Below are 17,957 nucleotides of genomic sequence, written 5' to 3' on the forward strand. Positions count from 1 at the left end.
GATCGGTTGTACTGGTCGCAGTCCCGCGTCCCTCACCGAGGAGAGTCACCCTCCATGTCCGACACCGTGCGCGACGTCGTTCGAGATGTCATCGTCATCGGCTCCGGCCCGTCCGGCTACACCGCCGCGCTCTACACCGCTCGCGCCAACCTCAAGCCCCTCGTCTTCGAGGGCTCGGTGACCGCGGGCGGCGCCCTGATGAACACCACCGAGGTCGAGAACTTCCCCGGCTTCCGGGACGGCATCATGGGTCCGGCCCTGATGGACGAGATGCGCGCCCAGGCGGAGCGCTTCGGTGCCGAGCTGGTCGCCGACGACGTCGTCGAGGTCGACCTCACCGGCGACGTCAAGGTCGTGAAGACCGCCGACGGCACCTTCCACGCCCGGGCGGTGATCCTCGCGATGGGGTCCGGCTACCGCAAGCTCGGCCTGCCGCGCGAGGAGGAGCTCTCCGGCCGCGGCGTCTCGTGGTGCGCGACCTGCGACGGCTTCTTCTTCCGCGACCAGCACATCGCGGTCGTCGGCGGCGGCGACTCGGCGATCGAGGAGGCGACGTTCCTCACCCGCTTCGGCTCCAAGGTCTCGCTGATCGTCCGCCGCGACGAGCTCCGCGCCTCGAAGATCATGCAGGAGCGGGCGTTCGCGGACCCGAAGCTGGAGATCATCTGGAACTCCGTGGTCGAGGAGATCAACGGCGCCGACCGGCTCGAGTCGCTCACGCTCAAGGACACCGTGACCGGCGAGACGAGCAACCTCCCGGCGACCGGCCTGTTCATCGCGATCGGTCACGACCCCCGCTCCGAGCTGCTGCCGGGCCAGGTCGACCTCGACGAGAACGGCTACGTGATCGCGAGCCACCCCTCGACCGGCACCAACCTGCCGGGCGTGTTCGCCGCCGGTGACCTCGTCGACCACCACTACCGGCAGGCGATCACCGCGGCCGGCACCGGCTGCGCCGCGGCGCTCGACGCCGAGCGCTACCTGGCCGAGCTCGACCACGCGGCCACCAGCCCGCAGGACGCGCAGTCGCGCGCCGACGCGGAGCTGATCGCCGAGGTCGCGCAGACCGCCGGCGCCTGAGCGAGCCTCGGAACAACGGTCGGCACCTCGGTGTTGACTGTGATCAGACCTTGAGTTCACCGAAGAAGGGAAGCCACCCGTGGGCAACATCAACGCCGTGACCGACGCCGAGTTCGACGCGCAGGTCCTGAAGTCCGACAAGCCGGTCCTCGTGGACTTCTGGGCGGAGTGGTGCGGCCCGTGCCGCCAGGTCGCCCCGATCCTCGACGAGATCGCCGGCGCGCACGGCGACAAGATCACGTTCTTCAAGATGAACGTCGACGAGAACCCGGTCACCCCCTCGACCTACCGCGTCACGGGGATCCCGACGATCAACGTCTACCAGGGCGGCGAGGTCGTGAAGACGATCGTCGGCGCCCGGCCGAAGGCCGCGATCCTCAAGGAGCTCGAGGACTTCACCGCCTGAGCGAGCTGACCCAGCACCTCAACGCGAGGCCCGCGCCGATCCCGGCGTCGGGCCTCGCGTCGCTTCCGGCCGGGTCACCGGCCGCACCGCCCCGACGATCCGCTCGATCGCGGCCTCGACCTCGTCACGCCAGGTGACGGCCGTCCGCAGGTCCATCCGGAGCCGTGGGCTGACCGGGTGCGGACGGTGGGTCTTGAACCCCACGCTCCCGAGGAAGTCGACCGGGACCATGTGGTGGCGGCCGGTCCCCCGCGGGTCACCGAACGCCTCGACCGCGTCGATGCCGCCGCGGCGGATCAGGTCCTTGGCCATCCCCTGCACCAGCATCCGGCCGAGCCCCCCGCCCCGCTCCGCCGGATCGACGTACGCCGTGGTGAGCAGCACCGCGTCGGGTGAGGCGGGTGCGGTCGGGAAGCTCGCGGCTCCGGGCACGAACGCCGCCGGGGCGTAGACCAGGAAGCCCACCGGCACCTCGTCGACGAGGGCCACCCGGCCGCACGACCCCCACTCGCGCAGCACCTGCGAGACCCACGCGTCCTTCTCGGCGCACCGGTCGGCCACGCGCTCGCGGCGCACCGGGTCGAGCTCCCAGAAGAGGCATGAGCGGCAGGGCGCGTCGAAGGTGTCGAGGTGGTCCAGCGTCAGCCGGACGATCTTGCGCGACATCACACCTCCGTCACGTGAAACCCAAGGGCCATGGTAGGCGCGGGCCTGCGAGGATGACGGCGTGCGCAAGATCCGACAGAGCCGGAAGCTCCAGAACGTCCGCTACGACGTCCGCGGTCCCATCCTGGTCGAGGCCCAGCGGCTGGAGGCAGAGGGTCACCACGTCCTGAAGCTCAACATCGGCAACACCGCACCCTTCGGGTTCGACGCACCCGAGGCGATCGTCGCGGACATCGTGCACCACCTGCCGGACTCGCAGGGCTACAGCGACAGCCAGGGCATCTACCCGGCCCGCACCGCGGTGGCGCAGTACTACCAGAGCCACGGCCTGCGCGACGTGACCGTCGAGGACGTCTTCATCGGCAACGGCGTGTCCGAGCTGATCACGATGGTCCTCCAGACCTTCATCGACGACGGCAACGAGATCCTCGTCCCCGCGCCCGACTACCCGCTGTGGACCGGCGCCGTGACGCTGTCCGGCGGCACCGCGGTGCACTACGAGTGCGACGAGGCCAACGGCTGGAACCCGAACCTCGCGGACATCGAGGCCAAGATCACCGAGAACACCCACGGCCTCGTGATCATCAACCCCAACAACCCCACGGGCGCGGTCTACAGCGAGGACACCGTCAAGGGGCTCATCGACATCGCCCGGCGTCACGAGCTCGTGGTCTTCGCCGACGAGATCTACGAGAAGATCGTGTTCGACGACGCGGTGCACCACCACGCCGCGTCGTACGCCGGCAGCGACGTGCTGTGCCTGACGTTCAGCGGGCTGTCGAAGGCCTACCGGGTCTGCGGCTACCGGGCCGGCTGGGTGATGATCTCCGGCCCCAAGGAGGTCGCCGAGGACTTCCTCGAGGGCCTCACGCTGATGGCCAACATGCGGATGTGCGCCAACGTGCCGGCGCAGCACGCCATCCAGACCGCGCTCGGCGGCTACCAGTCGGTCCAGGAGCTCATCGTCCCCGGCGGCCGCTTCTACGAGCAGAGCAAGCTGGCCAGCCGGCTGCTCAACGAGATCCCGGGCGTCAGCAACGTCGAGCCCATGGGCGCGCTCTACTGCTTCCCGCGGCTGGACCCCGAGGTCTACCCCATCGAGGACGACGAGACGTTCGTCATCGACCTGCTCCGGGCCAAGAAGCTCCTCGTCACCCACGGCACCGGCTTCAACTGGCCGCGGCCGGACCACTTCCGGCTGGTGACGCTCCCCGACGCCCACGTGCTCGAGGAGGCGATCGGCCGGATCGCGGACTTCCTCGCCACCCGTCGCTGAGGGCATGCTGGGCCACCATGCGCGACCTCACCTATCCCCCCGTCATCGTCGCCGCCAAGACCGCGTTCCGGCTGCTCGGCCAGCACTTCACGATGTCGGGCACCGAGCACGTCCCTCGTGAGGGCGGCGTGCTGCTCGCGTGCAACCACATCGGCTACGTCGACTTCATCTACGGCGGCCTGGCCGCCAACCCCTCCGGCCGACTGGTGCGGTTCATGGCCAAGCGCGAGCTGTTCGACCACCGGTTCGTCGGTCCGCTGATGCGTTCGCTCCACCACATCGAGGTCGATCGGGGCGCCGGGGAGGCCTCGGCCCGCACGGCCGTCGAGTACCTGCGCGCGGGCGAGGCCGTCGGGATCTTCCCCGAGGCGACGATCTCGCGCTCCTTCGAGCTCAAGGAGTTCAAGACTGGAGCCGTCCGGATCGCAGCCGAGGCACAGGTGCCGCTCGTCCCGGTCGTCCTGTGGGGCACCCAGCGGATGATGACCAAGGACCACCCGCGCGACTTCTCCCGGGGCAAGACGATCGCGATCACGGTCGGCGAGCCGCTGCACCCGACGGGCGCGGACCCGGTCGCGGAGACCGCGCAGCTGCGGGCGGCGATGGCCGGGCTGCTCGACCGGACGATCCGCGCCTACCCCGCGGCCGAGCAGCCACCCGGCTCGTGGTGGCTGCCCGCGTCGTACGGCGGCACCGCCCCGTCGCCGGAGGAGGCCCTCCGGCTGGACGACGAGGAGCGCCGCCGTCGGGCCGAGCGCCGTGCCAATAAGTCGACAAACTGACTTATCGCTCTATCGCTCTGTTTCCAGAACGACAAGTGCCTACGGCCGGGTGCGCTGTGGGTCCATGATGTCGACGATCCGCTGGAGGTCGTCGATCGAGGCGAACTCGACGGTGATCTTGCCCTTCGCACGGCCGAGGTCGACCTTCACCCGGGTCTCGAAGCGGTCCGAGAGCCGCTCGGCGAGGTCGACCAGGCCCGGCGCCACGGGCTTCTTGCGCACGAGCCGGGCCGGCGCACCGGACTCGTCGGCGTCGCGCACCGCGACGATCTCCTCGAGGCCGCGCACGCTGATGCCCTCGGCGATCACCCGGGCCGCCAGCCGGTCCTGCACCTCGGGGTCGCCGACCGCGAGCAGGGCGCGGGCGTGGCCGGCGGAGAGGATCCCCGCGGCGACCCGGCGCTGCACGGACGGGCTGAGCTTGAGCAGCCGGAGGGTGTTGCTGATCTGCGGCCGGGATCGGCCGATGCGGTCGGCGAGCTCCTCGTGCGTGCACTCGAAGTCGTCGAGCATCTGCCGGTAGGCGGCCGCCTCTTCCAGCGGGTTCAGCTGCGATCGGTGGAGGTTCTCCAGGAGCGCGTCGCGCAGCATGTCGACGTCGTCGGTCTCGCGGATGATCGCCGGGATGACGTCGCGGCCCGCGGCCCGGGTGGCGCGCCAGCGCCGCTCCCCCATGACCAGCTCGTAGTCCTCCGGACCGCGCCGGCGGACAACGACCGGCTGCAGCACGCCGATCTCGCGCACGGAGTGCACGAGCTCCTCCATGGCCTCCTCGTCGAAGACCTGGCGGGGCTGCGCGTCGTTGGGGCGGATCTGGGCGACCGGCAGCTCGGCGAAGTAGGCACCCGCCACGGGCGCCAGGCTGGGGTCCGACGTCGTGCCGGCGACCTCCACGCCCTCCTCGTCCGTCGTCGGCGCCGTGGGGATCAGGGATCCGAGGCCCCGACCGAGGCCTCGACGCTGCGGTGGACGGTTGGCGTTCACTGGGAGGCTCCTTGCGCGGCGATCTCGCGTGCGGCCTCCAGGTAGGAGAGCGCACCGGGCGAACCGGGATCGTAGGTCATCACGGTCTGGCCGTAGGACGGCGCCTCGGAGACCCGCACCGAGCGGGGGATGCTGGTCCGCAGCACCCGCTCGCCGAAGTGCTCGCGCACCTCCTCGGCCACCCCGGAGGCGAGCCGGGTGCGGGCGTCGTACATCGTCACGAGGATCGTGGACACGTCGAGCCCCTGGTTGAGGTGCGCGCGCACCATCTCGACGGTCTCGAGGAGCTGGCCGAGACCCTCGAGCGCGTAGTACTCCGCCTGGATGGGGATCAGCATCTCGTCGCCGGCGACGAGCGCGTTGAGCGTCAGCAGGCCCAGCGACGGCGGGCAGTCGACGAAGACGTAGTCGAAGCGCTCCTCGCCGGCCGCGGTGGCGGAGCCGACCCACGGGTGGCCATGGATCGCCTTGCGCAGCCGGCTCTCGCGGGCCACGACCGAGACGAGCTCGATCTCGGCGCCCGCCAGGTCGATGGTCGCCGGCACCACCCAGAGGTTCTGCGCCTCCGGCGACGCGCTGACGACGTCGGCCAGCGGGACGCCCTCGACGAGGGAGTCGTAGGTCGACGGCACCCCGCGTCGGTGCTCCACCCCGAGCGCGGTCGACGCGTTGCCCTGGGGGTCGAGGTCGACCACGAGCACCCGCTGCCCGAGTTGGGCGAGCGCGGCGGCGACGTTGACGGTGGACGTGGTCTTGCCGACGCCGCCCTTCTGGTTGGCCACCACGAACACCCGGGTGTGGTCCGGGCGCGGCATCGCCGGGCGCATCAGCGCACCCTGGCGGGCCAGCACGACGTGCTCGGCGGCCCGCGCCAACGGGGTCGCGTGGTCGTCGTCGAAGGTCGGGGCGGCGACCGCGATGTCGGCCGCCGTGCGGACCTGGAAGGCCGCGGCCGCGTCTGTTTCACGTGAAACAGCCGCGTCGTCAGAACCGGACGACGGTTGTCCGTCCTGTGGATGGACGACGCCGATCTGTGGAGAAAGACGCTCGGGGACGGTCTCCGTCCCGGTGGAAAACTCCGAGCCCGACCCGGGATTCTCGGTCACGTCCTGTGCCTCCGCTTCGATGTCGACCGGCTACGGCCCCCTGCCGTGTGCCTCTTCTTCGCGGCCGGCGCAAGCGGCCAAGATACCTGCCGGGGGTCCGCCCAGGCCACCCGGAGGGCCACCGTCGGTGACACCTCGGGCCAGTCTTCGCCGAGCAGGTGGATCTCCGGCTCCGCGCAGCCCCATCGCCGCAGCTCCTCAGCCGCACCGGCGACCTCCTCAGCGGCGGAGGAGCCCTTCATCGCGACCAGCGCGCCGGTCGGAGCCACGAGCGGCATCGACCAGGACAGCAGGCGGTCGAGCGGCGCCACCGCGCGCGAGGTGACCACGTCGAAGGTGCGCACGCCGTGCAGCGCGTCGGCACGGCCTCGCACGACCTCGACGTTGTCGAGCGCCAGCCGCTCGACGACCTCGTCGAGGAACGTGGTCCGCCGCAGCAGCGGCTCCACGAGTGTGAGCCGGAGGTCCGGGCGGGCGATCGCCAGCACCAGGCCCGGCAGGCCCGCGCCGCTGCCGATGTCGCAGACCTCGGCCTGGTCCGGCAGCAGCTCGCCGAGGAGCGCGCAGTTGACCAGGTGCCGGTCCCAGAGGCGCGGCGCCTCCCGGGGGCCGATGAGGCCACGGACGACGCCGTCGGTGGCGAGGAGCGCGGCGTACGCCTCGGCCACCGGCAGGCGGGCAGACGAGAACGCCCTCCGCGCCACCTCGGGCGTGGAGGGCGTTTCACGTGAAACAGCGGGATCCATGCTCAGCCCGGCAGCACCACGACGTGCCGGCGGGGCTCCACGCCCTCGGACTCCGAGGTCAGGCCGGCGGCCGCGACCGCGTCGTGCACGACCTTGCGCTCGAACGGCGTCATCGGGCTGAGCGAGAGCGGCTCGCCCGTCTCCTTCACCGTGGCGACCGACTCCTCAGCCAGGCGCTCCAGCTCCTCGCGCTTGCGGGCCCGGAAGCCGGAGATGTCCAGCATCAGCCGCGACCGCTCACCGGTCTCGCGGTAGACGGCCAGCCGCGTGAGCTCCTGCAGCGCCTCGAGGACCTCCCCGCGGTCGCCGACCAGCTGGGAGAGGTCGGCCCCGACGATCGACACCGCGGCGCGATCGCCGTCGACGTCCATGTCCAGGTCGCCGTCGAGGTCGGCGATGTCCAGCAGCTCCTCGAGGTAGTCGGCGGCGATGTCGCCCTCCTGCTCGAGCTGCTCCAACCGCGAGCCGGACCTCTCGGACTCGACCGTCTCGGTCTCGACCGTCTCCTCGGGCGCGTCGACCGTCTCGGTCACGGACTCGTCACTCACTTGGTGCCTCCTTCGGGCTTCGGCTTCGGGGCGGGACGCTGGCCCGAGCCCTGCTGGCGCTGCTTCTTGGTCTGCTTCTTCGGCTGCTGGCGTGGCGCCGGCCGCTGCTCGACCTCCGGCTCGACGACGGTCGTCTCCGTCACGGCCGGCTTGCCGTGCTTGGCGGCCTTCGCGCGGTCGCGCTCCTGCTTCGCCTTCTCAGCGGCCGTGCCCGGTGCCGGGTTGTTGCGGATGACGTAGAACTGCTGGCCCATCGTCCACAGGTTGGAGGTGGTCCAGTAGAAGAGCACGCCGATCGGGAACGCGATGCCGCCGACGGCGAACACGATCGGGAGGACGTAGAGCAGCAGCTTCTGCTGCTGGGCGTAGGGGCCGCTCAGCGCGTCCGCCGGCATGTTCTTGCTCATCAGCTGGCGCTGGGTGGTGAACGTCGTGGCGGTCATCGCGAGCACGAGCACCGCGGCGACGATCTGCACCGCCAGCACCCCGCCGCTCTTGAGGAACGTCGCGCTCAGCGGCACGACACCGAAGAGCTCCGCCTGCCCGAAGCTCCGGGCCAGGTCGTCGGTGAGGAAGAAGATGCCGTCGAGCTTCGCGGCGTGGTGGTCGAGCAGCCGGAACAGCGCCAGGAAGATCGGCATCTGGATCAGGATCGGCAGGCACGAGGCGAACGGGTTCGTCCCGCTCTCCTTGTAGAGCTTCATCGTCTCCTGCGCGAGACGCTCCCGGTCGTGCCCGTACTTCTTCTGCAGCTCCTTGACCTTCGGCTGGATGAGCTGCATGTTGCGGCTGGACTTGATCTGCCGCACGAACAGCGGGATCAGGGCGGCCCGCACCGTCAGGGTCAGACCGATGATCGACAGCACCCAGGTCGCGCCGCCGTCGGGATCCATCTGGAGGACTTCACTGAACATCCAGTGCCATGCGACCAGGACCGCCGAGATCACGTAGTACAGCGGCGTCATGATCAGGTGGCCGATTTCGCCGAGGAATCCCACGGGTCAGGCTCCTTGCTGGGGTGAGGGAGACGGGCCCGCGTGCGTGCGGGAAGACGGTGTGTGTTCAGTGCGGGCCGGCACGGGGTCGTAGCCGCCGGCGGCCCAGGGGTGGCAGCGGGCCAGCCGGCGCACCGAGAGCCAGGTGCCTCGGAGGCTACCGTGCACCGTCACGGCCTCGAGCGCGTACGCCGAGCAGGTCGGGTGGTAGCGGCAGACCTGGCCGTAGAGCGGGCTGATCAGCAGGCGGTAGGCGCGGAGGAACCCGATCAGCGCCCAGCGCAGCGGGTCGTACCTCATCCGCTCACCTCCGCCGTGACCCGAGACAGGCAACGGCCCAGGTCGGCGCGGAGTTCCCCGGAGGACGCCTCGGCAGCTGCGGGCAGCGCACGCACCACGAGCACAGCAGCGCCCGGGAGCGTCGAGACGTGCTCCCGGGCGAGGTGTCGAAGCCGGCGCTTCACGCGGTTGCGGACCACGGCGTTGCCCACCGCCTTGCTGACGACGAAGCCGACCCGCGGCCCGTCCGGACCACCGTCCGGATCACCGTCGGGGTCGGCCGGGACCAGGTGCACCACCAGGGTGCGGGAACCGGCGCGCCGACCGGCGCGAACCGTCCGATGGAAGGTGGCGCTGTCGGTGAGGCGATGTGCCGCGGACAGCACGGGCCGGCCTGGGCGGCGGCCCGCCGTCAGACGGCGAGGCTCTTGCGGCCCTTGCGGCGGCGCGACGACAGGATCGCGCGGCCGGCGCGGGTGCGCATCCGCAGGCGGAAGCCGTGCACCTTGTGACGGCGGCGGTTGTTCGGCTGGTACGTACGCTTGCTCACAGGATTCTCTCCATGCTTGGTCGGGGCAGCCACACCGGGCCGGGCGACGTGTGCAGTAGCCTCTTTCGGCTGGCACCGCCCACCCACGACTGCGCCTGATGGCGGCTGCCCGTCGTGGACATGCGGCACCGGTCGACACCGGGTGACCGAACAACGGTACGCGGCCGGAATCCACAGGGTCAAACCGGCGTCCGCCGGAAACCCGATCGCCTGTGGATGACGGCTTGCCGCTGCACTTCTCCACAGGTTACGTTCCTGGGGACCGAGGTTCCCCGCCGGCCTCGATCCCCGGACCCGCAGCCGCAGCTGTGACCGACGCCACATCACGGTCCACAAGCCGCTGACCTGCACAAACGTGGTGATCCAGGGATCGCGACCGGGTCTCGGACCGGCCCGATCCCTCCGGAGACGGCCGGGTTCACAACCTGTGGACAAAGTTGTGGACGCGACCTGGTCGACCGACCTGCCCGGTTCCCCTGCGGAGCCGGACCCGCGTCCCTGACGATGGGCCTGCCTGGATCGGATCCGGGCCGAAGCGAACCATTCAGAAAGCGGTAACGGTGGAGCAGCAGACCTCGGACCTCGGCGTCGCCTGGCGCGGCGTGGTCGACGAACTCCAGCCCAACCAGCGCGCCTGGCTCAACGCGAGCGAGCCGGTCACGCTCCACGAGAGCACCGCGATCGTCGCCGTGCCCAACGACTTCACCCGCAACCAGCTCGAGGGCCGGCTGCGCGCCCAGCTCGAGGACGCGCTCAGCGAGCGCTTCGGGCGGGAGATCCGGATCGCGGTCACGGTCAACCCGGCGCTCGAGTCCGAGACCACCCCCGCAGCCGAGCCGGAGCCACAAAGCGACATATCGACAAAGCAACGGGACGACATCGTCAGCGCTCACGCCCGTCCCCCCGCGGAGCCCGTCGAGCCGCCCCGGCCGACCACCGCGCTCGAGACCCGCCTCAACCCGAAGTACACCTTCGAGACCTTCGTCATCGGCTCGTCCAACCGCTTCCCGCACGCGGCCGCCGTCGCGGTCGCGGAAGCGCCGGGCAAGGCCTACAACCCGCTCCTCGTCTACGGCGACTCCGGGCTGGGCAAGACCCACCTCCTGCACGCCATCGGCCACTACGTCCGGTCGCTCTACACCTCCGCCCGCGTGCGGTACGTGTCGAGCGAGGAGTTCACCAACGAGTTCATCAACGCGATCCGCGACGACCGGCAGGACCGCTTCAAGCGGCGCTACCGCGACGTCGACGTGCTGCTGATCGACGACATCCAGTTCCTGGAGGGCAAGACCCAGACCCAGGAGGAGTTCTTCCACACGTTCAACACCCTCCACAACGCCAACAAGCAGATCGTCCTCACCTCCGACCGTGCGCCGAAGCGCCTCGAGGCGCTGGAGGACCGCCTGCGCAACCGGTTCGAGTGGGGGCTCATCACCGACGTCCAGCCGCCGGACCTCGAGACGCGCATCGCGATCCTCCGCAAGAAGGCGGCCATGGACCGCCTGACGGCGCCGCCGGACGTGCTGGAGTTCATCGCGTCGAAGATCCAGACCAACATCCGCGAGCTCGAGGGCGCGTTGATCCGGGTGACCGCCTTCGCCAACCTCAACCGCCAGGAGGTCGACATGACCCTGGCCGAGATCGTGCTCAAAGACCTGATCCCCGACGGCGGCGAGCCGGAGATCACCGCGGCGCTGATCATCGCCCAGACGGCGGCGTACTTCGGGCTCTCGATCGAGGAGCTCACCGGCCCCAGCCGCGGCCGGCACCTCGTCATGGCCCGCCAGATCGCGATGTACCTGTGCCGCGAGCTCACCGACCTGTCGCTGCCCAAGATCGGCGCCCAGTTCGGCAACCGCGACCACACGACGGTCATGTACGCCGACCGGAAGATCAACCAGCTCCTCGCCGAGCGCAGAGCGGTGTTCAACCAGGTCTCCGAGCTCACCAACCGGATCAAGATGCAGGCCCGCCAGTCCTGACCGGTCTCCCCACCGTCTCCCCGTCACCCCACGAGCCGCCCTCACGAGGGCGGCTCGTGGTCATTTCGTGTGCTTCCACCGGCTGTGGACGACCTGTGCGCCACCGTGCCACCCGCCGAGGGGAGCTGTGGAGGGACGGCGCCGAACCTGCGCACGAACGACACCGCTCCACATCCCGCGCGAGTCGTGCATTTGTCGTTCCACACCCTTGTGCACCACCGAAACCGGGTCTGACCTGGGCGGACGAGGATTGTCCACAGTTTCCACCGATGCTGTGACTCCGACCTACCTAGACACGATCCGACTCCCTGGGAACATCCATCCGGGCCCCTTCCTGGGGACAACCCCTGGAAACCCCACCGCACCTCCCGCGCTCGCGCTCCTCATGGCAGGATTCGCATCCCCACTCGTCCGACCCGAAGGAACAACCGTGAAGTTCCGCGTCGAGCGCGACGTCCTCGCCGATGCCGTGGCGTGGGCTGCCCGCAGCCTGCCGGTCCGCCCGAGCGTGCCGGTGCTCGCCGGTCTGCTCATCGAGGCGACCGACGACGGCCTGGTGCTGTCGACCTTCGACTACGAGACCTCCGCGCGCGCCACACTGAGCGCGCAGGTCAGCGACGAGGGGCGGGCGCTGGTCAGCGGTCGTTTGCTGGCCGACATCTGCCGGAGCCTGCCGGCCAAGCCGGTGGAGATGGTGCTCGACGGCGCGCGGGTCTCGCTCACCTGCGGGTCCGCGCGGTTCAGCCTCCAGACCATGCCGGTCGAGGACTACCCCTCCCTGCCCGACATGCCGGCCGCGACCGGGACCGTCGACAGCGAGGGCTTCGCGCACGCCGTGGCCCAGGCGGTCACCGCGGCCGGTCGCGACGACATGCTCCCGGTGCTCACCGGCGTCCGCATCGAGATCGACGGCTCGACGATCTCGATGCTCGCCACCGACCGCTTCCGTCTCTCGCTGCGCGAGCTCGAGTGGAACCCCGGCACCCCCGACGTCTCGGCCGCCGCGCTGGTGCCCGCTCGGGTGCTCGGCGACACGGCGAAGTCGCTGACCGGCGGCGGCGAGGTCACGATCGCGCTGTCGGCCACCGGCACCGGCGAGGGCATCATCGGGTTCGAGGGTGAGGGCGCCGGCGGCCGGCGGCGTACGACGACCCGCCTGCTCGACGGCGAGTTCCCCAAGGTCCGCAGCCTGTTCCCCAACGAGCACCTGACCACGGCGCTCGTCGACAAGACCGCGTTCATCGAGTCCGTGCGCCGCGTCTCGCTCGTCGCCGAGCGCAACACCGCGGTCCAGCTCGCGTTCAGCGACGGCGTGCTCACCCTCGACGCCGGGTCGGGCGACGAGGCGCAGGCGTCGGAGTCCATCGAGGCCAGCATCAACGGCGAGGACATCACCACGGGCTTCAACCCGCAGTTCCTCCTCGACGGGCTCACGGTGATCGACCAGCAGGTCGTCGAGCTGGCCTTCACGCAGTCGTCCAAGCCGGTCGTCATCAGCGGATCCACCGAGGGCGAGTCGGACTCCGCGTTCCGCTACCTGCTGATGCCGCGCCGCCTGCTCTCCTGACGCGCACCCTCCCGGCCTAGGCTGAGCCCATGGACATCGGACTCGTCGGACTCGGCAAGATGGGCGGCAACATGCGCACGCGCCTGCGCAACGCCGGCCACACGGTGGTCGGCTACGACCGCAACCCCGATCTCGCGGACGCGGGCAGCCTCGCCGAGATGGTCGAGCAGCTCCCCTCGCCGAAGGTGGTGTGGGTGATGGTTCCCTCCGGGGAGCCGACCCGGGCCACGATCCGCGAGCTCGGTGACCTGCTCGGCGAGGGGGACCTCGTCGTCGACGGCGGCAACTCCAAGTGGACCGACGACCAGGTCAACGCCGAGATGCTCGCCGAGAAGGGCATCGGGTTCGTCGACTGCGGCGTCTCCGGCGGGGTCTGGGGCCTGAAGAACGGCTACGCGCTGATGTGCGGGGGCACCGACGAGGACGTCGCGAAGGTGCAGCCGGCCTTCGACGCGCTCAAGCCCGACGAGGGCGGGTTCGTCCACGCCGGGAAGAAGCCGGGTGCCGGCCACTTCGCGAAGATGGTCCACAACGGCATCGAGTACGCGATCATGCAGAGCTACGCCGAGGGCTGGGAGCTGCTCGAGACGGTCGACCTGGTCGACAACGTGCCGGCGATCTTCGACTCCTGGCGCTCCGGCACCGTGATCCGGTCCTGGCTGCTCGACCTGCTGGTCGCGGCCATCGAGGACGACGAGCACCTCGAGAAGATCGCCGGCTACGCCGAGGACTCCGGCGAGGGCCGGTGGACCGTCGAGGCGGCCATCGACAACGCGGTGCCGATGAACGTCATCGCCGCCTCGCTCTTCGCGCGGTTCGTGTCCCGGCAGGACGACAGCCCGGCGATGAAGGCGATCGCCGCGATGCGCAACCAGTTCGGCGGCCACGCCGTACGCACCGAGCCGCCGGTCGGCGGGGACGCCAACCCCGACGCCAACCCCGACGCCTGACGTGCCCGTGACGTGTACGTCTCGCACCTGACCCTCCACGACTTCCGGTCGTACGCCGCGGCGGACGTCGCGCTCGAACCGGGGGTGACGGCGTTCATCGGACGCAACGGTCAGGGCAAGACCAACCTCGTCGAGGCGATCGACTACCTCTCGCGGCTGGCGTCGCACCGCGTCGCCACCGACGCACCGCTGATCCGGGCCGGCGCCGACCGGGCCGTGGTCCGCGCGTCGGTGGTCCGCGACGGGCGCACCGCGGTGCTCGAGGTCGAGCTCAACCCGGGCAAGGCCAACCGGGCGCGCATCAACCGCTCGCCCCTCCCCCGGGCGCGCGAGCTGATCGGCCTGGTGCGCACGGTGGTCTTCTCGCCCGAGGACCTCACGCTGGTCAAGGGCGACCCGAGCGATCGGCGCAGGTTCCTCGACGACCTGCTGGTGCTGCGCACCCCGCGGCTGGCCGGCGTCCGCGCCGACTACGACCGGGTCCTGCGGCAGCGCAACTCGCTCCTCAAGACCGCACGGATGAGCCGGGGTGCCCTCGACACGCTCGGCGTCTGGGACGCCCACCTCGCCCGGACCGGTGCGGAGGTGCTCGCCGAGCGGCTCGCCCTGGTCGACGCCCTGCGCCCCTACGTCGGGAAGGCGTACGAGACCGTCGCCCGCGGCGCGACCCGCGACGACGCCGACATCGAGTACAAGCCGTCCTTCGACCTCGAGGGCCGCACCAGCCGCGACGACCTCACGGAGGCGCTGCTGGCCGAGGTCGAGCGGCGCCGCGGCGACGAGGTCGACCGCGGCATCTCGTTGGTGGGCCCGCACCGCGACGAGCTGCTGCTCCGGCTCGGCGACCTCCCGGTCAAGGGCTACGCGTCGCACGGGGAGTCGTGGTCGTTCGCGCTCGCGCTGCGGCTCGCGTCGTACGACCTGCTCCGCGCCGACGGCGACGACCCGATCCTGATCCTCGACGACGTGTTCGCCGAGCTCGACACCGAGCGCCGGGCCCAGCTGGCCGACCTGGTCGCGGGCGCCGAGCAGGTGCTGGTCACCGCGGCGGTCGGCGCGGACGTCCCCGAGGCGCTGGCCGGGGTGCGCTACCTCGTCGGCGGTGGCGAGGTCGTCCGTGAGTGACGAGCCGGAGCTGGAGCCGGAGGTCCCGGAGCCCGAGCCGCACGCGGACGACGGCCTCGACCTGGCCCGCTCGCTGACCCGGGCCACCTCGCGCTCGACGCCGGCGGCGCGCAAGCGGAAGCGCAAGCCCGACCTGCCCCGAGGTGGCCGGGTCACCGGCGCCCACCCCGACGACCGGGACCCCCAGCTGCTCGACTCGACGCTGGGCCGGCTGGTGGCCGAGCACGGCTGGGAGGTAGACCTGCGGGTCCAAGGCGTGTTCGGGCGGTGGGAGGAGCTCGTCGGAGCCGAGGTGGCGCAGCACTGCACGCCGGAGTCCTTCGACGACGGCCGCCTGGTGGTGCGCACCGACTCGACCGCGTGGGCGACCCAGTTGCGGCTGCTGGCGCCGACCGTCGTACGCCGGCTCAACGAGGAGCTCGGGCACGGCACCGTCACGGTGATCGAGGTCCTCGGGCCGCACCTGCCGACCTGGAAGAAGGGTCCGCGCTCGGTCCGCGACGGACGCGGCCCCCGCGACACCTACGGCTGAGCCGCTGAGCCGCCCTGACGGCGTTCCGCCCATACCGGGGCCTGTCCACACCCCTGTTCGGGCCGCGGAGACGCGCTCACGGGGCGCATGGGGCCTGATTTCGTCCACAGGCACCACCTCGACGGAGGGGGACACGTGGAATGCGGGCCTCAGAGGGCTATCATGGCGGTTGGCCGCACAGCCCTCGCGCAGCGGCCTTCTCCATGTCATGACAGGTCCACAGCCGTAGAAGAGGTACGCGTGAGCGACGTCAACCCCGTCGAGCCGGACGAGACCCCCGCCCCCGCGGCAGAGGCACCGACCAACCGGGTCGAGACCGAGTACGACGCCTCCGCGATCCAGGTCCTCGAGGGCCTCGAGGCGGTCCGCAAGCGGCCCGGCATGTACATCGGCTCGACCGGTGAGCGCGGCCTGCACCACCTGATCTGGGAGATCGTCGACAACGCGGTCGACGAGGCGCTCGCCGGCCACTGCGACCGGATCGTCGTCACCCTCCAGGCCGACGGCGGCGTCCGCGTCGACGACAACGGCCGCGGCATCCCGACCGGCACCGCGCCGGGCCAAGAGCTGCCGGCCCTGACCCTCGCCCTGACGGTGCTGCACGCCGGTGGCAAGTTCGGCGGCGGCGGCTACAAGGTGTCCGGCGGCCTCCACGGCGTCGGCGTCTCGGTCGTCAACGCGCTCTCCTCCACCCTCGTCGCCGAGGTCAAGAACCGCGGCCACCTGTGGCGCCAGACCTTCACCGTCGGCGTCCCCGACGGGGAGCTCGAGCAGGTGCGGCCGATGGAGCCGGGCGAGCGCACCGGCACGTCGATCACCTTCTGGGCCTCCCCCGACATCTTCGAGACCACGACGTACTCGCTGGAGACGATCACCTCCCGGATCCGCGAGATGGCGTTCCTCAACAAGGGCCTCGAGATCGTCGTGCGCGACGAGCGACCGGCCGCCGAGGACATCGCCGACGCGGTCGAGGACGACACCGTCGCCGCCGACATCGACTCGGCTCGCCCCGACGCGATCAAGCGCGCCGAGGCCGGCGGCATCGAGCAGGTCTTCAAGTACGAGCGCGGCCTGGTCGACTACGTCGAGCACATCAACCGCAAGAAGCAGCCGGCGAACCCGTCGGTCATCTCCTTCGAGGCCGAGACGCCCGACACCGTCGAGAACCACATGAGCCTCGAGGTCGCGATGCAGTGGAACGTCTCGTTCAACGAGTCGGTCCACACCTTCGCCAACACCATCAACACCCACGAGGGCGGCACCCACGAGGAGGGCTTCCGGGCCGCGCTCACCTCCCTGGTCAACAACTGGGGCTTCGAGTGGGGCCTGATGAAGAAGCAGGAGGACCGGCTCACGGGTGACGACATCCGCGAGGGTCTGACCGCGATCATCTCGATCAAGCTCGGCGAGCCGCAGTTCGAGGGCCAGACGAAGACCAAGCTCGGCAACACCGAGGCCAAGGGCTTCGTGCAGCGGATCGTCAACGACCAGCTCGGTGCCTGGCTGGAGCAGAACCCGGCCGAGGGCAAGGAGATCATCCGCAAGGCGCAGGCCGCGGCGACCGCCCGCATCGCGGCGCGCAAGGCGCGCGACCTGGCCCGCAACCGCAAGGGCCTGCTCGGCGGCGGCGGCCTGCCCGGCAAGCTCTCGGACTGCCAGTCGACGAACCCGGAGGAGTGCGAGGTCTTCATCGTCGAGGGTGACTCCGCCGGCGGCTCCGCCCGGCAGGGCCGCGACCCCCGCGTCCAGGCGATCCTGCCGATCCGCGGCAAGATCCTGAACGTCGAGAAGGCGCGCATCGACAAGGTCCTGGGCAACCAGGAGGTCCAGTCGATCATCTCTGCGCTGGGCACCGGCATCCAGGAAGAGTTCGCGATCGAGAAGCTGCGCTACCACAAGGTGGTGCTGATGGCGGACGCCGACGTGGACGGCCACCACATCAACACGCTGCTGCTCACGCTGCTCTTCCGGTTCATGAAGCCACTGATCGAGGGCGGCTACGTCTACATGGCCCAGCCGCCGCTCTACCGGCTGCGCTGGAACAAGCCGCACGAGCACGAGTTCGTCTACTCCGACGCCGAGCGCGACGCGCTGTTGCGGGCCGGCCAGGAGGCGGGCAAGAAGCTGCCCAAGGAGAACCCGGTCCAGCGCTACAAGGGTCTCGGCGAGATGAACGCCAAGGAGCTGTGGGAGACCACGATGGACCCCGACCAGCGACTGATGCTGCAGGTGACGCTGGACGACGCCGCCCACGCGGACGAGATCTTCTCGATCCTGATGGGCGAGGACGTCGAGCAGCGGCGGTCCTTCATCCAGCGCAACGCCAAGGACGTCCGATTCCTGGATATCTAGTCGTCTAGCGACGTCACTAGATTCCAGTAGA

Annotated in this window: 19 protein-coding genes; 10 read left to right on the plus strand and 9 right to left on the minus strand. The window is 70.5% G+C overall.

Annotated features, from left to right (window positions below):
* The first annotated feature begins 54 nt into the window (after window positions 1–54).
* A complete protein-coding gene (trxB, locus tag HZF07_RS15095) occupies window positions 55–1,080 on the plus strand; it encodes a thioredoxin-disulfide reductase (RefSeq protein ID WP_157342753.1) in 1,026 nt (341 codons plus the stop codon).
* Between the two features lie 79 nt (window positions 1,081–1,159).
* Window positions 1,160–1,486 (plus strand): thioredoxin, encoded by a 327-nt coding sequence (gene trxA, locus HZF07_RS15100; RefSeq protein WP_309504765.1) that lies wholly within the window; start codon window positions 1,160–1,162, stop codon window positions 1,484–1,486.
* A gap of 18 nt (window positions 1,487–1,504) precedes the next feature.
* On the opposite strand, the gene HZF07_RS15105 is transcribed toward trxA, so the two are convergent.
* Window positions 1,505–2,152 carry a GNAT family N-acetyltransferase gene (locus tag HZF07_RS15105; RefSeq protein WP_157342754.1) on the minus strand — a complete coding sequence of 216 codons (648 nt, stop codon included), beginning with the start codon at window positions 2,150–2,152 and terminating at the stop codon, window positions 1,505–1,507.
* A gap of 61 nt (window positions 2,153–2,213) precedes the next feature.
* Here HZF07_RS15105 and HZF07_RS15110 point away from each other — a divergent pair, with 61 nt between their 5' ends.
* Both HZF07_RS15110 and HZF07_RS15115 read left to right on the plus strand, forming a co-directional pair.
* Window positions 2,214–3,428, plus strand: a complete 1,215-nt coding sequence (locus HZF07_RS15110) for a pyridoxal phosphate-dependent aminotransferase (RefSeq protein ID WP_181645231.1) — start codon at window positions 2,214–2,216, stop codon at window positions 3,426–3,428.
* Window positions 3,429–3,445: 17 nt separating this feature from the next.
* A complete protein-coding gene (locus HZF07_RS15115) occupies window positions 3,446–4,210 on the plus strand; it encodes a lysophospholipid acyltransferase family protein (RefSeq protein ID WP_157342755.1) in 765 nt (254 codons plus the stop codon).
* A gap of 39 nt (window positions 4,211–4,249) precedes the next feature.
* On the opposite strand, the gene HZF07_RS15120 is transcribed toward HZF07_RS15115, so the two are convergent.
* From HZF07_RS15120 to rpmH, 8 genes are read right to left on the minus strand one after another with little or no spacing between them, the layout of a single operon-like run.
* Window positions 4,250–5,194: a ParB/RepB/Spo0J family partition protein gene (locus HZF07_RS15120; RefSeq protein WP_181645232.1), complete on the minus strand. Its 945-nt coding sequence runs from the start codon at window positions 5,192–5,194 to the stop codon at window positions 4,250–4,252.
* Window positions 5,191–6,300 carry a ParA family protein gene (locus HZF07_RS15125; RefSeq protein WP_309504766.1) on the minus strand — a complete coding sequence of 370 codons (1,110 nt, stop codon included), beginning with the start codon at window positions 6,298–6,300 and terminating at the stop codon, window positions 5,191–5,193. Before HZF07_RS15125 ends, HZF07_RS15120 begins: the two co-directional genes overlap by 4 nt.
* Window positions 6,297–7,004 carry a 16S rRNA (guanine(527)-N(7))-methyltransferase RsmG gene (rsmG, locus tag HZF07_RS15130; protein WP_309504767.1) on the minus strand — a complete coding sequence of 236 codons (708 nt, stop codon included), beginning with the start codon at window positions 7,002–7,004 and terminating at the stop codon, window positions 6,297–6,299. Before rsmG ends, HZF07_RS15125 begins: the two co-directional genes overlap by 4 nt.
* 44 nt (window positions 7,005–7,048) lie before the next feature.
* Window positions 7,049–7,594 carry a Jag family protein gene (locus HZF07_RS15135; protein WP_434063454.1) on the minus strand — a complete coding sequence of 182 codons (546 nt, stop codon included), beginning with the start codon at window positions 7,592–7,594 and terminating at the stop codon, window positions 7,049–7,051.
* Window positions 7,591–8,559, minus strand: coding sequence for a membrane protein insertase YidC (gene yidC, locus HZF07_RS15140; protein WP_157345370.1), 969 nt, complete (start codon window positions 8,557–8,559; stop codon window positions 7,591–7,593). The genes HZF07_RS15135 and yidC overlap by 4 nt, the downstream gene beginning before the upstream one ends.
* 36 nt (window positions 8,560–8,595) lie before the next feature.
* Window positions 8,596–8,889: a membrane protein insertion efficiency factor YidD gene (yidD, locus tag HZF07_RS15145; RefSeq protein ID WP_157342757.1), complete on the minus strand. Its 294-nt coding sequence runs from the start codon at window positions 8,887–8,889 to the stop codon at window positions 8,596–8,598.
* Entirely contained in the window at window positions 8,886–9,254 is a 369-nt protein-coding gene (gene rnpA / locus HZF07_RS15150; protein ID WP_181645234.1) for a ribonuclease P protein component, read from the minus strand. The genes yidD and rnpA overlap by 4 nt, the downstream gene beginning before the upstream one ends.
* A gap of 26 nt (window positions 9,255–9,280) precedes the next feature.
* Window positions 9,281–9,418, minus strand: coding sequence for a 50S ribosomal protein L34 (gene rpmH / locus HZF07_RS15155; protein WP_011758123.1), 138 nt, complete (start codon window positions 9,416–9,418; stop codon window positions 9,281–9,283).
* Window positions 9,419–9,978: 560 nt separating this feature from the next.
* Here rpmH and dnaA point away from each other — a divergent pair.
* From dnaA to gyrB, 6 genes are all read left to right on the plus strand, one after another.
* Window positions 9,979–11,400 (plus strand): chromosomal replication initiator protein DnaA, encoded by a 1,422-nt coding sequence (gene dnaA, locus HZF07_RS15160; protein ID WP_396954815.1) that lies wholly within the window; start codon window positions 9,979–9,981, stop codon window positions 11,398–11,400.
* A gap of 430 nt (window positions 11,401–11,830) precedes the next feature.
* A complete protein-coding gene (dnaN, locus tag HZF07_RS15165) occupies window positions 11,831–12,967 on the plus strand; it encodes a DNA polymerase III subunit beta (protein ID WP_181645235.1) in 1,137 nt (378 codons plus the stop codon).
* Between the two features lie 29 nt (window positions 12,968–12,996).
* Complete coding sequence (gnd, locus tag HZF07_RS15170; RefSeq protein WP_157342760.1) at window positions 12,997–13,917, plus strand: phosphogluconate dehydrogenase (NAD(+)-dependent, decarboxylating); 921 nt, start codon at window positions 12,997–12,999, stop codon at window positions 13,915–13,917.
* A gap of 12 nt (window positions 13,918–13,929) precedes the next feature.
* Window positions 13,930–15,042 carry a DNA replication/repair protein RecF gene (gene recF / locus HZF07_RS15175; protein WP_181645236.1) on the plus strand — a complete coding sequence of 371 codons (1,113 nt, stop codon included), beginning with the start codon at window positions 13,930–13,932 and terminating at the stop codon, window positions 15,040–15,042.
* Window positions 15,035–15,574 carry a DUF721 domain-containing protein gene (locus HZF07_RS15180; protein WP_181645237.1) on the plus strand — a complete coding sequence of 180 codons (540 nt, stop codon included), beginning with the start codon at window positions 15,035–15,037 and terminating at the stop codon, window positions 15,572–15,574. Before recF ends, HZF07_RS15180 begins: the two co-directional genes overlap by 8 nt.
* Window positions 15,575–15,814: 240 nt before the next feature.
* Window positions 15,815–17,926 (plus strand): DNA topoisomerase (ATP-hydrolyzing) subunit B, encoded by a 2,112-nt coding sequence (gene gyrB / locus HZF07_RS15185; RefSeq protein ID WP_309504768.1) that lies wholly within the window; start codon window positions 15,815–15,817, stop codon window positions 17,924–17,926.
* The last annotated feature ends 31 nt before the right edge of the window (window positions 17,927–17,957 follow it).

The sequence above is a fragment of the Nocardioides agri genome, assembly GCF_013778305.1.
In the GTDB taxonomy this organism is placed as follows: Bacteria; Actinomycetota; Actinomycetes; order Propionibacteriales; family Nocardioidaceae; genus Nocardioides; species Nocardioides agri.